Origin of the sequence: Mycolicibacterium alvei (assembly GCF_010727325.1) — a bacterium.
Taxonomy (GTDB): domain Bacteria; phylum Actinomycetota; class Actinomycetes; order Mycobacteriales; family Mycobacteriaceae; genus Mycobacterium; species Mycobacterium alvei.
The window spans coordinates 2,833,412-2,845,825 of the sequence record NZ_AP022565.1 but is presented as its reverse complement, the minus strand read 5'-3'; the positions used below and the strand labels follow the sequence as shown (position 1 = coordinate 2,845,825).

Genomic DNA, 12,414 nt, shown 5'->3' with positions numbered 1-12,414 from the left:
TGGAACCGACCAGCCGGAGCCACTGAGAACCTCTGAAGGTTGACAGCGCAGGCCCCGCTCAGAATTCTTGGGCGGGGCCTGTTGCGTTGTTCGAGTAGTGAGAAAGTGAACGTCCCGCACGCGAGGAGGACAGGACAACTATGAGCAATCAAATTGAACGTGTAGGTGTGATCGGTGCCGGCCAGATGGGCGCGGGTATCGCCGAGGTGTCCGCCCGTGCCGGCGTGGACGTGCTGGTGTTCGAGACCTCCGACGCCCTGGTCACCGCGGGGCGCAACCGCATGACCAAATCACTCGAGCGCGCGGTGAGCGCGGGCAAGGTCACCGAGCGGGAGAAGGACGCCGCGCTGGACAAGCTGAAGTTCACCACCACGATCGACGATCTGGCCGACCGGCAACTGGTCATCGAGGCCGTGATCGAAGACGAAAACGTCAAGGCAAAGATCTTCGCCGATCTGGATCGCGTGATCACCGACCCCGACGCGGTGCTCGCGTCCAACACCTCGAGCATCCCGATCATGAAACTCGCAGCGGCTACCCAGAATCCTGCCAGGGTGTTGGGCCTGCACTTTTTCAACCCGGTTCCGGTTTTGCCGTTGGTCGAATTGGTCAGCACCCTGGTGACCGCTGACGCGGCCGCTGCGCGTGTCGAGGAATTCGCCGGCACGGTTCTCGGGAAGCAGGTTGTGCGTTGTTCTGACCGGTCCGGTTTCGTGGTCAACGCGTTGCTGGTTCCGTACCTCTTGGCGGCGGTCCGGATGGTCGAAGGTGGCTTTGCCACAATTGACGATGTCGACAAAGCTGTGGTCGCCGGGTTGTCTCACCCGATGGGGCCGCTGCGGCTGTCCGATCTGGTCGGGTTGGACACGCTCAAGCTCATCGCCGACAAGATGTTTGACGAGTTCAAAGAGCCGCTGTACGCCGCACCGCCGCTGCTGCTGCGCATGGTGGAGGCGGGACAGCTCGGCAAAAAATCCGGCCAGGGCTTTTACAAGTACTGAGAATGGCCGCGCTGGCACTATGGCCGAGGCTTAGCTAGTCTACCCACAGTGGGGCCTGTTGGCTCGCTCTATAGAGTCTGCATGTAAACCAGGAGGCGGCCCCAAACCATGGGTCGTCAGCAGCAGAAACGCAAAGAGGTAATTTTTCGTATGTCTAATGTCGAGTCCGATCTTGCTCCGTACTACGAGGAGTCGCAGTCGATCTACGACATCTCGAATGAGTTCTTCGCCCTCTTCCTCGGGCCGACCATGGGCTACACCTGCGGTTACTACGAGCGCGAGGACATGAACCTCGAGGAGTCGCAGAACGCCAAGTTCGATCTGGCCCTGGGCAAGCTCGACCTCAAGCCGGGTATGACCCTGCTCGACATCGGCTGCGGCTGGGGTGGTGCGCTGGAGCGTGCGCTGATCAACCATGACGTCAACGTCATCGGGATCACGCTGAGCAAGGAACAGTCGGACTACGCCCGCAAGCGGCTGGCCAAGATCGACACCAACCGCAACGTCGAGATCCGGCTGCAGGGCTGGGAAGAGTTCAACGAGCCCGTCGACCGCATCGTCTCGATCGGCGCCTTCGAGGCGTTCAAGCAGGAGCGCTACCCGATCTTCTTCGAGCGGGCCTACAGCATCCTGCCGGAGAACGGCGGCCGCATGCTGCTGCACACGATCCTGGCGCACACCCAGCAGTTCTTCCGTGAGAACAACATCAAGCTGACGATCAGCGACCTGAAGTTCATGAAGTTCATCGGTGAGGAGATCTTCCCCGGTGGGCAGCTGCCTGCGGTCGAGGACATCGAGAAGCTCGCCGACGACTCGGGCTTCAAGCTGGAGCGCACCCACCTGCTGCGTCCGCATTACGCGCGCACGCTGGACATGTGGGCGGCCAACCTGGAGGCGGCCAAGGACGAGGCCATCGCACTGCAGGGTCAGGAAGTGTACGACCGGTTCATGAAGTACCTGACCGGTTGCGCCGACTTCTTCCGTCGCGGCATCACCAACATCGGCCAGTTCACGCTGGTCAAGTAGTTTCTTTCCAAAAGCGCCCCCGACACGGTCGGGGGCGCTTTTGTTTGTGCGAGAAGCTAGGCCTCAGCCAACCGCTTCTTCTCCACCTTTACGTCGAAGTCCGGCGGCGGCCACGCCATGTTGAGGCCTTTGAGCGCCTCGATGAGCAGTTCGGTGATGGCAAGCCGGCTGTACCACTTCTTGTCACACGGCACGATGTGCCAGGGTGCGTAGTCGGTCGAGGTCTTCTCCAGCATGGCCTGGTAGGCCTCCTGGTACTTGGGCCACAGCAGGCGCTCGTCGATGTCGGCCGGGTTGTACTTCCAGTACTTTTCGGGCCGTTCGAGCCGCTCGGCCAGCCGGCGCTTCTGCTCGGCGAGTGAGACGAACATGGCCACCTTCACCAGAGTGGTGCCGGCATCGACCAATTCGCGTTCGAAGGTGTTGATCTCGTCATAGCGGGTGCCCCAGACATCCGGCGGCACCAGGTTGTGCACGCGGACGATCAGCACGTCCTCGTAGTGCGAACGGTCGAACACCCCGATGTGTCCGGCCGGCGGAAGGGCGTTGCGAATCCGCCACAGATAATGGTGGGCCCGTTCCTCCTCCGTCGGTTTGCCGAAGCTGGTGTATCGGATACCTTGCGGATTTGCAGCTCCCACAACATGTTTGACGATGCCGCCCTTGCCTGCGGTGTCCATGCCCTGCAGGATCAACAGCACCGAGCGGTTGTCGTCACCACTCTTGCTGCGGGCGTAGAGCATTTCCTGCAGCGACGCGAACCGCAGGTTGCGCTCGATCTGCAGGGTGGGTGCGTCGCTCTTGTTCCCGCGGAATCCCGGTGTGCCGTGTGCGTCGATACGTGCGACTTCGTCGCCTGGGCGGAAGACCAATTCGTCGTGTGGTTCGTGGGTCCACAGGGCAGGCAGGTCGTTGTCGTTCACCCGCTCAGTCAAGCAGTTGTGGCGGCAAAACCGGTGACGGGTGGGGCAGCGAGTTGAACTTCTCCAGCGATCCGCCCACTTCGACGATGCCGCGCAGTGCGTTCCAGGACAGCATCGTGAGGTAGTCGATCAGGTCATCGGCGGTCATCCGGGGGTTCGACATCCAGGAGTGGGTGGCCAGCTGCACCCCGCCGACGGTGTGGAACGCCCACGCCTCGGCACCACGGGTGTCCATCCCGGCCTGGGCCATCCGACGGCGCAGCATCACGGCCAGCATGCGCGCGATGATCTGCTCGGAATCGGCGACGGCTTTGCTCTTGCTGGCCGAGTTGTTCGCCATCACGAACGGATAGATCTCGGGTTCGGCGGCAACGGTTTCCACGTACACCTTGATGATTTCGCGGGTGAGGTCGAAACCGTCGAGGTTCGAGGACAGGGCCGCAGCCATATTCGGGATCAGCGTGGTCTGGGCGAACCGCATCATCACGGCGGTGGTGAGGTCGTTCTTGTCGACGAAATAGCGGTACAGCACGGTCTTGGACACGCCGATCTCGGCGGCGATCTCATCCATGCTGACATTGCTGCCCCGGCTCCGGATCGCTTCCAGGGTGCCGTCTACAAGTTCGTTGCGCCGCTCCACCTTGTGCTGGTGCCAGCGCCGCTTCCGTCCATCGGTCTTCACCGTCGCCGGCGGAGTCTGCTGTGCCACAGTCGCAGTAGTCCCATTCCCTAGTTCCACTTGATACTACGGCGAATCTGCGGATACGGGCCTGAGGGTCGGACCGTCAGTCGCGGCGATAGCGCAAGATGGAATCGTGGCACATCGAACCGACGCGGGAGCCCGCGCGCATACGGGCCCGCGGCAGAGTTTTGCCGAGACGCTGGCCGGTGCGGACAGCGCTGCCGACGCCGAACGGCTACGGGGTTTGCGGACCATGAAGCTGGTAGCGCTGAGCTTCCTGGTCGGCGCTACCGTGATCTTCCTTTTGTGCACGTGGGCGCAGTCGCGGGGAGCGGGACCGGGGGGTCCGGCGCCGTGGATCGGATATGTTCGCGCGGCAGCCGAGGCCGGCATGGTCGGCGCGCTCGCCGACTGGTTCGCGGTGACCGCGTTGTTCAAGCATCCACTCGGTATCCCCATCCCGCACACGGCCATCATCAAGCGCAAGAAGGACCAGCTGGGCGAGGGGTTGGGAACGTTCGTCCGGGAGAACTTCATGTCTCCCGAGGTGATCGCGACCAAACTGCACGACGCCGAGGTGGCGGGCCGGTTGGGCAAGTGGCTGTGCGACCGTCCGCATGCCGAGCGGGTGGCCGCCGAGGCGTCGACCGTGCTGCGGGTCGGGGTCGAGATGCTGCGCGACGAGGACGTCCAGCACGTGCTGGACCGGATGATCGTCAAGCGCATCGCCGACCCGAAATGGGGCCCGCCGATCGGCCGGGTGCTCTCCACGCTGCTGCAGGAGGGCCGTCAGGAAGCGCTGATCCAGCTGTTGTGCGATCGGGCGTTCCAGTGGTCGCTGAACTCCGGTGAGGTGATCGAGCGGGTGATCGAGCGGGATTCTCCGACGTGGTCGCCGCGCTGGGTGGATCACCTGGTGGGCGAGCGGATCCACCGGGAGCTGATGGATTTCACCGACAAGGTACGCCGCAACCCCGACCACGAACTGCGCCGCTCGGCCACCCGGTTCCTGTTCGAGTTCGCCGACGACCTGCAGAACGACGAGGCGACGATTCAGCGCGCCGAGAACGTCAAGGAACAGATCATGGGCCGCGACGAGGTGGCGCGGGCGGCCGAGACTGCGTGGGCGGCGGCGAAGCGGATCATCCTGGAGTCGGTGGACGACCCGTCCTCGGCGCTGCGTACCCGGATCGCCGACTCGGTGATGCGCATCGGGGAGTCGTTGCGTGACGACGCCGAGCTACGCGACAAGGTCGACAACTGGATCATCAGAGGGGCAAAACACCTGGTCGCAGAGTATGGGACCGAAATCACAGCAATCATCACCGAGACCATCGAACGCTGGGATGCGGACGAGGCGAGTCGCCGGATCGAGCTCCATGTGGGCCGTGACCTGCAGTTTATCCGGATCAACGGCACCGTGGTGGGCGCGTTGGCGGGTCTGATCATCTACTCGGTAGCCCAACTACTCTTCTGACCTGCGCTAACTAGTGCTTGCAAAAGTTAGCACCCCGTCGTAGCGTGAATTGTGTCGTTAACGGATACAGGCCTACGAGGGGAATGACATGGCGCAAGACGAAAATCTCGCGGCTGTCGTCTCCAGCGCTGCGCAGGACATCGGAAGCTTCATCCGAGCCCAGCGTGAGGCGGCGCAGGTGTCAGTTCGGCAGTTGGCCGAGAAGGCCGGTGTCAGCAACCCGTACCTGAGCCAGATCGAACGAGGGTTGCGGAAACCTTCCGCCGACGTGCTCAACCAGATCGCGAAGGCACTTCGGGTGTCCGCCGAGGTCCTCTATGTGCGCGCCGGGATGTTGGAGCCCAGCGAGCCCAGCGAGGTCCGCGACGCCATCGTGAACGACGTGGGGATCACCGAGCGGCAGAAGCAGGTGCTGCTCGATATCTACACATCGTTCCGGCAGCAGAACGAAGCCGAAGCAGATGAGGAGCAGACATCTGAACCGACTGACTGACACCTCATCAGCTAACCGATAACTATTCGCACGAAAGTCATCCTGGGAAAGGAAATTCGCATGACCGACAAGACTCAGCCCACCATCGAAGACCTCAAGGCCCCGCTGCTGGCCGCCGTCGGCGCTGCCGATCTGGCCCTGGCCACGGTCAACGAGATCGTCGCCAGCCTGCGTGAGCGTGCCGAGGATGCGCGCACCGACGCCGAGGCCCGCGTCGAGGAAGGCCGCGCCCGGCTGACCAAGCTGCAGGAAGACCTGCCGGTCCAGTTCGACGAGCTGCGCGACAAGCTCTCCTCCGACGAACTGCGCAAGGCCGCCGAGGGCTACGCCGATCAGGCCACCGCGACCTACAACAAGCTGGTCGAGCGCGGCGAGGCGGCGCTGGAGCGCCTGCGCAACCAGCCGGCCATCGAGGAAGCCGCCAACCGGGTCGAGGGTTACACCGACCAGGCCGTCGAGCTGACCCAGGAGGCCCTGGGCACCGTGGCGACCCAGACCCGCGCGGTCGGCGAGCGTGCCGCCAAGCTGGTCGGCGTGGAGCTGCCGAAGAAGGTCGAGAAGGCCGCAGCACCGGCTGCCGCTCCCGCCAAGAAGGCCGCACCCGCCAAGAAGGCGCCCGCCAAGAAGGCCGCCACCCCGGCTGCCAAGAAGACCGCGGCTCCGGCCAAGAAGGTCACCCAGAAGTAGTACCGGTCGAGACCGTGTTCACAGGGACCTGAGCCCTGGGCGGTCGACGCTGACGATGAGGCCCGCATAGGCTGGTGAGGTGCAACTCGCCAACCTTGCGGGCCTCATTATTTTGGCGCTCGGTTATCTGGTCGTTCTCGCGGCCGTGTACGCCTTCGTGCATGCGGCCCGGCAGCGTCCCGACGCCTATACGGCCACCGGCAAGCTCACCAAGCCGGTATGGCTGGCCATCCTGGGTGTGAGCGCGGTGCTGACGCTGCTGGTGGGTGGGGTGTTCATCCCCGTCATCGCGGCCTGCGCCACCGGTGTCTACCTCGTCGACGTGCGGCCAAAGCTGCTCGAAATCCAGGGAAAGTCCCACTGACCCGATGCGTTCGCCACTGGCCGCACTCGGCGCGGTGTGCCTGACGCTGAGCGCGACCCTGACCTTCGTGCCCTGCGCAGCCGCCGAGCCCGGCCTCGAGCACAGCTACGTCGACCACGTCGAATGGGCGAAATGGGGCGACCTGTCCAGCCTGCGCGTCTATCCGACCGACGCCGCGCGGGCGCTCACCCGTCAGCCCGGCAACGCCGCGGACGCCGATCAGGCCTGGGCCCAGGTGCTGGCCCTGGCCCCGGATGCAGACCTTCCGGGGATGCGTGCGCAGTTCCTGTGCCACTGGACGTTCGCCGAACTCGTCGAGCCGGGTAAGACCAGTTGGAATCTGGAGCCGTGGCGGCCCGAGGTCGCCCCCGAGGTGATGCTGGCCGGCGGATGCAATCCCGGCGGCAGTGAGGAACCGTTCTGATGGGCAGCTACACCCGGGCTCAGGTCGCCGCACTGGTCGACCACACGCTGCTCAAGCCGGAAGCCACCGTGGTCGACGTCGAGAAACTGGTGGCCGAGGGCGCCGACCTCGGGGTGTTCTCGGTCTGCGTGTCGCCGTCGCTGGTGTCCGCCGCGGCCGCGGTCGCCCCGGGCGGCCTGGCGGTGGCCGCGGTGTCCGGTTTCCCCTCGGGTAAACACCTGGCCGAGATCAAGGCCCGCGAATCGCAACTGGCCGCGGCCGCGGGCGCCGTCGAGATCGACATGGTGATCGACGTCGGGGCCGCGCTGACCGGCGACCTGGACGCGATCGCTGCCGAGGTCGCCGCGGTGCGCGCGGCAGTACCCGGTGCCACGCTCAAGGTGATCGTCGAGTCCGCGGCGCTGCTGGAGTTCGCCGGCGAGGCGCTGTTGCAGGACGTCTGCCGGGCCGCCGTCGGCGCCGGGGCCGACTTCGTCAAGACCTCCACCGGCTTCCATCCCAGCGGGGGCGCCTCCACCCGTGCTGTCGAACTGATGGCGCGCGCGGTGGGTGACGGCGTCGGGGTCAAGGCCAGCGGCGGCATCCGCACCGCCGAGACGGCGGTGGCGATGCTCGACGCCGGGGCCACCCGGCTCGGCCTGTCGGGCACCCGGGCGGTACTCGACGGCCTCGCCGGTTAGGGCCGGGCTACAGCTTCGCGAAGCAGGGGTCGTCGGTGGGCTTGGGCATCGACGCGTTCGTCGCGGAGAACCTCGCCTGCACGCCGCTGTCGGTGACCTGCACGCTGTCGGCGTGGATCCCCATCGGATAGTTCTCGGTCAGCTGGGCGGTGAACTTGTCCAGGATCGGCTGCAGGGTCTCCCGCGGCCAGGACAGGCCGATCGCGCTCAGGTCGATGATCTGCAGCGAGATGCCCTTGTTGACCACCGTGGGCTTGGCCGTGATGGTGCCGAGCAGGCCTTTGAGTTCGATGGTGCCCTTGGACGGGTTGGTCCGCACATCCGAGATCGCCGAGCCGATGAACGGCAGCTGGACCATGTCGCCCACGGTCTCGCGGAGGCCGTCGGTGCTCCAGTCGATGTTGGCGACCAGCGAGCCCACGGTGCCGCTGGCGTCGGCGGTTTCCTTCACCCGCACGTCCCGGATGTCCAGCTTGACCTTCATGCCCTTGGCCTCACGGATCTGGTTGCCCGCGGTCTCGACGTTGATGTTCGTGTAGTGACCGGTCACGTGCTGCATGAGGAACGGCGGCAGCGGATCGAACGAGGCCTTCGCGCCGTCCCCGACGACGCATTCCACGATCGAGGCGACGATCTTGTCGGCACGGTTGCGGGCATACAGCTCGCCGCCGAGTACGCCGGCCGCGACCAGTGCCAGCACGATCACGAAGACCAGTACCACCGACAACGGATCCGACAGCAGCTTCTTGACCTTCGCCAGGGCCGACGTGTCCTGCGGCTGCTGAGCGTCGGATACCGGCTGCCCGGGCTGCTCAGGCGTCGGCGGCTGCGGCGGCACGTCCGCCGAAGGAGCTGGCGGGGACTGGTCGGTTGGGCGAGCCCAGGGATCGGTCACCCCAGCGATTGTGCCCTATCGGACTGAGCGAACTGTGAGCGGTTCTGCAGCACCGCGATGGTGTCGCGGACCTGGTTGGCGGCATCGAGGTCGACGTCGTAGACCAGTAGGTGCGGGTCGGCGTCGGCCGCGGCGAGAACCTCGCCGGTGGGGGAGGTCACCAGACTGCCGCCGACACCGGTCGGCCCGGCCTTGGCGATGTCCTCGCCCGGATAGGCCTGGTCGACCGCGGCGATGAATCCGGTGGTGTCCAGCGCGCGGGCCCGGGCCAGCAGGGTCCACTGCTCCAGCTTGCCGGGTCCCGATCCCCACGAGGCGTGCACGGTGATCAGTCGGGCGCCGCGACGGGCCAGCTCCACGTACAGCTCCGGGAACCGGATGTCGTAGCAGGTGCTCAGGCCGACGGTGACGTCGTCGACGGTGATCGTCACCGGCTCGAAACCCGGTGCCACAGTGCGTGATTCGGTGAATCCGAAGGCGTCGTAGAGATGGATCTTGTGGTAGTGCGCGTTCACCCCGCCCCCGGTGGCGATCAGGGTGTTGGTGACCCGCCCGTCCTGGCTGGGGACGAACATCCCGGCCACCACGACGACCCCGGCCTGCGCGGCGATGTCACGCACCGCCGTCGCCCACGGCCCGTCGAGATCCTCGGCGACGGGGCCCAGCGGCACCCCGAACCGGCACATCGTGGCCTCGGGGAACAACACCAACCGGGCGCCGTCAGCGGCGGCCCGCCGCGTGTACTCGTCGACCAGCGCCAGATTCGACGACGGATCTGTGCCGGTCGCGATCTGCGCCAGGGCGATTCGCATGTGGTTCAGCTTAGTGGCGCGACGGCTGCCCACGGGACCGTGAGTATCCCGTCCCGCATCCGACGGCGCGGTGCGGCGACGGGAAGCCCTTCGGCGCGCAACAACTCCACCATGGCCCGCCAGCGCACCCGCGGCCCGAACACCCCGTGTCCGGCCGCGCTGGCCCAGGCGCGGTCGGCCGCGCCGAGCAGCGCGTGGATCGGCTGTCCTTCGACGTTGTGGTGGATGAGCACCTTGGGCAGCCGTTCGGCCAGGTCCGACGGACGCTCGATGCGCAGCGGGTCACACGCCAGGGTCAGGCTCACCGGCCCGTCGGTGTCCAGCAACACCCAGCAGCATCGGCGGCCCAACTCGTCGCAGGTTCCGTCGAGGATCAGCCCGCCGGGCGCGAGCCGGCGCGACATCGCCGCCCAGGCCTCGGGTACCGCCTCGACCGGGTACTGGCGCAATACGTTGAACGCCCGCACCAGCACCGGACGCAGCCCGGCCAACTCGAACCCGCCGAGGGCGAAGTGGACGTCGCTGCTGCCCGCCAGCGCGCGTGCGGTGGCCACACGTTCGGGGTGGATCTCCAGGCCTACTACCCGGATACCGTCGCGGATCGATCTCAGCCGCGCGGCCAATTCGAGCGTGGTCACCGGCAGCGCCCCGTACCCGAGGTCGACCACCAGCGGATCGGCGGCGGCGCGCAGCACGCTGCGCACCCGCGGCGAGTGCGCCAGCCAACGGTCGCTGCGGCGCAGCCGGTTGTACCCGGTGGTGCCCCGGGTGACCGCTCCGACGGGTTTAGACGTGCTCGGCGATCCACTCAGCGGTGAACGCCCCCTCGATCGTGAACACGTCGTTGACGGACTGCAGGACCAGGTCTTCGAGTTTGCCCCCGATCAGCGGCATCGGCACTTTGCACGTGCTGTCGACCTGCAGCCGGCTGCCCGCCGAGACCTCGGTGAACACATAGCGGCCATCGAGCCGCCCCGGCACGTGTGACACGGACGCGGTGTAGTGGCCACTCGCGCGGCCCGCGCCGTTCGGGTCGAAGGGGCCGAAAGAATGCTTGCGGATGATGGCCATATCGAGCGGTATCACCGACCGCAGGATGGCGGGCAGCTCCGCGCGCGGCAGCACCTGCCGGAACTCGACCTCGATCCCGCTCTCGTCGGCGTTGAAGGCCGTGAGGTCGGATTTTCCGGGAGTGAGGTTGTCGTAGCGGTCCATCATGGCCTGCCAGTACGCGGCGTTCGCGTACACGGCGTAGATGGTTTCCACGGGTGCGTCGAACGGCATCGTTGTCTGCCGGGATCGGCTCATGGTTACCGAAGATACCGCCGGGCTCAGTGGTGTTCGGTGATCCACACCGAGGTGAACCGTTGCTCGGCGGTCAGGAGGTCGACCAGCTGCGTGCCGATGAAACTCTCGATCTTGCCGCCGACCAGCGGCACCCTGACCTCGACCGTGATGTGTACCGACAGCCGGGACCCGCGGTCGGTCGCGGCAAGCGTCGCGGTCCCGGACAGCGACACCGGCGCCCCGGCGACCGAGCCCCGCACCGTGCCGTGCGACGCGCCATGCCGGATCGGCTGCCACCGCTCCTCGCGCCGGATGTGCAGATCGCCGCGGTGGAACTGCGACACCAGCCCGGGCAGCTGGTTGGCGCGCAGGGTCTGGGTGGTGACCGCCGTGATATCGCCGGCGTCGGTCACGGTCAACGCGTCCAGCGCGGTCGCGTCGGCCCCGGAATCGGCCAGCCGGGCCAGCCAATACTGTTCGTCACCGAATGCCCGGTGGACCTGTTCGACGCTGCCCTCGTAGTCGCTGGCCATGTCGAATGATCGCGGCATACCTGGTCACGCTACCGTTACGGCCCGTGGTCAGTTCGTATGTTGCCGGTGTCGCGGTCGACGAGTCGGTTGCGCTGGCCCCGCTGACCACCCTGCGGGTCGGGCCGGTGGCGCCCAGGGTGTTGACCTGCACCAGCACCGATCAGCTCATCGATGTGCTGCGCGCGGTGTCCGATCCGATCCTGGTGCTCGCCGGCGGATCCAACGTCGTGCTGGCCGATGACCTGGCCGACACCATGCCGGATCTCACCGTGGTGCGCGTGGCCAACACCGCCATCACCGTCGAGGGTGATCTGCTGCGCGCCGAGGCCGGTGCCGTGTTCGACGACGTCGTCGTCGCCTCGCTGCAGCACGGGCTGGGCGGGCTCGAATGCCTGTCCGGGATACCGGGATCGGCCGGGGCCACCCCGGTGCAGAACGTGGGTGCCTACGGGGCCGAGGTCGCCGACACCATCAGCCGGGTCCGGTTGCTCGACCGGCGCACGGGTGAAGTCCGTTGGGCTGCAACGGAAGAGCTCAAATTCGGCTATCGCACCAGCATCCTCAAACACTCCGATGCCGTGATCGTGCTCGAGGTCGAGTTCACCCTCGATCAGACTGGCCGAAGCGCACCGCTGCGTTACCGCGAACTGGCCACCGCACTGGGTGTCGAACCGGGGGAGCGCGCCGACCCGATGCGGGTTCGCCAGACCGTGCTGGGTTTGCGCGCCGGCAAAGGGATGGTCCTCGACGCGCACGACCACGACACCTGGAGTGTCGGGTCGTTCTTCACCAACCCGGTGGTGTCGCAGGCCGAGTTCGAGCGGGTGCAGGCCGGGGCCGACGCCGCGGGGAAGGGGGCGGTGCCGAACTACCCCGCTCCGGACGGGGTCAAGCTCGCTGCAGGCTGGCTGGTCGAGCACGCCGGGTTTGGTAAGGGATACCCCGGTGACGGTGCTCCGGCACGGCTGTCGACCAAACATGCGCTGGCTCTGACCAATCGTGGCGAGGCGAACACCGCTGATGTGATTGCCCTGGCCAGAGCGGTGCAGGCGGGTGTTCTGGACCGCTTCGGCATCACTCTGCAGCCCGAACCGATTCTGTTTGGGTGCGATCTATCAGTACCCTAGATC

16 protein-coding genes are annotated in these 12,414 nt (G+C 66.3%); 9 read left to right on the top strand and 7 right to left on the bottom strand.

Translation table 11 applies throughout. The annotated features are described in order from the left end of the window. The first annotated feature begins 140 nt into the window (after positions 1-140). Positions 141-1,001, top strand: coding sequence for a 3-hydroxybutyryl-CoA dehydrogenase (locus tag G6N44_RS13685; protein WP_163664777.1), 861 nt, complete (start codon positions 141-143; stop codon positions 999-1,001). A 150-nt stretch (positions 1,002-1,151) separates the two neighbouring features. Then, the gene (locus G6N44_RS13680) at positions 1,152-2,027 is read left to right on the top strand and encodes a cyclopropane mycolic acid synthase family methyltransferase (protein ID WP_163664775.1); all 876 of its coding nucleotides are present in this window, start codon (positions 1,152-1,154) and stop codon (positions 2,025-2,027) included. Positions 2,028-2,083: 56 nt separating this feature from the next. On the opposite strand, the gene G6N44_RS13675 is transcribed toward G6N44_RS13680, so the two are convergent. Together G6N44_RS13675 and G6N44_RS13670 are read right to left on the bottom strand one after the other, a co-directional pair. After that, positions 2,084-2,950, bottom strand: coding sequence for a polyphosphate kinase 2 family protein (locus G6N44_RS13675; protein ID WP_163664773.1), 867 nt, complete (start codon positions 2,948-2,950; stop codon positions 2,084-2,086). A 4-nt stretch (positions 2,951-2,954) separates the two neighbouring features. Further along, entirely contained in the window at positions 2,955-3,659 is a 705-nt protein-coding gene (locus G6N44_RS13670; protein WP_163664771.1) for a TetR/AcrR family transcriptional regulator, read from the bottom strand. Between the two features lie 106 nt (positions 3,660-3,765). Here G6N44_RS13670 and G6N44_RS13665 point away from each other — a divergent pair, with 106 nt between their 5' ends. The 6 genes from G6N44_RS13665 (at position 3,766) to deoC (ending at position 7,757) form a co-directional block, all read left to right on the top strand. Continuing rightward, positions 3,766-5,109, top strand: a complete 1,344-nt coding sequence (locus tag G6N44_RS13665) for a DUF445 domain-containing protein (protein ID WP_163664769.1) — start codon at positions 3,766-3,768, stop codon at positions 5,107-5,109. Between the two features lie 88 nt (positions 5,110-5,197). Then, positions 5,198-5,602 carry a helix-turn-helix domain-containing protein gene (locus G6N44_RS13660; RefSeq protein WP_163664767.1) on the top strand — a complete coding sequence of 135 codons (405 nt, stop codon included), beginning with the start codon at positions 5,198-5,200 and terminating at the stop codon, positions 5,600-5,602. A 60-nt stretch (positions 5,603-5,662) separates the two neighbouring features. Then, on the top strand, positions 5,663-6,289 hold the full coding sequence (locus tag G6N44_RS13655; protein ID WP_163664765.1) for a heparin-binding hemagglutinin: 627 nt from the start codon (positions 5,663-5,665) through the stop codon (positions 6,287-6,289). 79 nt (positions 6,290-6,368) lie between these two features. Beyond that, positions 6,369-6,653 (top strand): DUF2516 family protein, encoded by a 285-nt coding sequence (locus G6N44_RS13650; RefSeq protein ID WP_163664763.1) that lies wholly within the window; start codon positions 6,369-6,371, stop codon positions 6,651-6,653. 4 nt (positions 6,654-6,657) lie between these two features. After that, a complete protein-coding gene (locus G6N44_RS13645; protein WP_163664761.1) occupies positions 6,658-7,077 on the top strand; it encodes a DUF2599 domain-containing protein in 420 nt (139 codons plus the stop codon). Next, entirely contained in the window at positions 7,074-7,757 is a 684-nt protein-coding gene (deoC, locus tag G6N44_RS13640) for a deoxyribose-phosphate aldolase (protein WP_179964581.1), read from the top strand. The genes G6N44_RS13645 and deoC overlap by 4 nt, the downstream gene beginning before the upstream one ends. Before the next feature lie 7 nt (positions 7,758-7,764). Here deoC and G6N44_RS13635 read toward each other — a convergent pair whose 3' ends face one another. The 5 genes from G6N44_RS13635 to G6N44_RS13615 are packed head-to-tail and all read right to left on the bottom strand — an operon-like array spanning position 7,765 to position 11,302. Continuing rightward, positions 7,765-8,652 carry an LmeA family phospholipid-binding protein gene (locus G6N44_RS13635; protein ID WP_163664759.1) on the bottom strand — a complete coding sequence of 296 codons (888 nt, stop codon included), beginning with the start codon at positions 8,650-8,652 and terminating at the stop codon, positions 7,765-7,767. Then, the gene (locus tag G6N44_RS13630) at positions 8,649-9,464 is read right to left on the bottom strand and encodes a carbon-nitrogen hydrolase family protein (protein WP_163664758.1); all 816 of its coding nucleotides are present in this window, start codon (positions 9,462-9,464) and stop codon (positions 8,649-8,651) included. Before G6N44_RS13630 ends, G6N44_RS13635 begins: the two co-directional genes overlap by 4 nt. Positions 9,465-9,469: 5 nt before the next feature. Further along, complete coding sequence (locus tag G6N44_RS13625; protein ID WP_163669914.1) at positions 9,470-10,276, bottom strand: class I SAM-dependent methyltransferase; 807 nt, start codon at positions 10,274-10,276, stop codon at positions 9,470-9,472. Continuing rightward, positions 10,251-10,772, bottom strand: a complete 522-nt coding sequence (locus G6N44_RS13620) for a DUF2505 domain-containing protein (RefSeq protein ID WP_179964524.1) — start codon at positions 10,770-10,772, stop codon at positions 10,251-10,253. Before G6N44_RS13620 ends, G6N44_RS13625 begins: the two co-directional genes overlap by 26 nt. 23 nt (positions 10,773-10,795) lie before the next feature. Beyond that, positions 10,796-11,302, bottom strand: coding sequence for a DUF2505 domain-containing protein (locus tag G6N44_RS13615; protein ID WP_163664757.1), 507 nt, complete (start codon positions 11,300-11,302; stop codon positions 10,796-10,798). Positions 11,303-11,328: 26 nt separating this feature from the next. Here G6N44_RS13615 and G6N44_RS13610 point away from each other — a divergent pair, with 26 nt between their 5' ends. After that, positions 11,329-12,411 carry a UDP-N-acetylmuramate dehydrogenase gene (locus tag G6N44_RS13610; protein ID WP_163664756.1) on the top strand — a complete coding sequence of 361 codons (1,083 nt, stop codon included), beginning with the start codon at positions 11,329-11,331 and terminating at the stop codon, positions 12,409-12,411. Positions 12,412-12,414 lie beyond the last annotated feature (3 nt).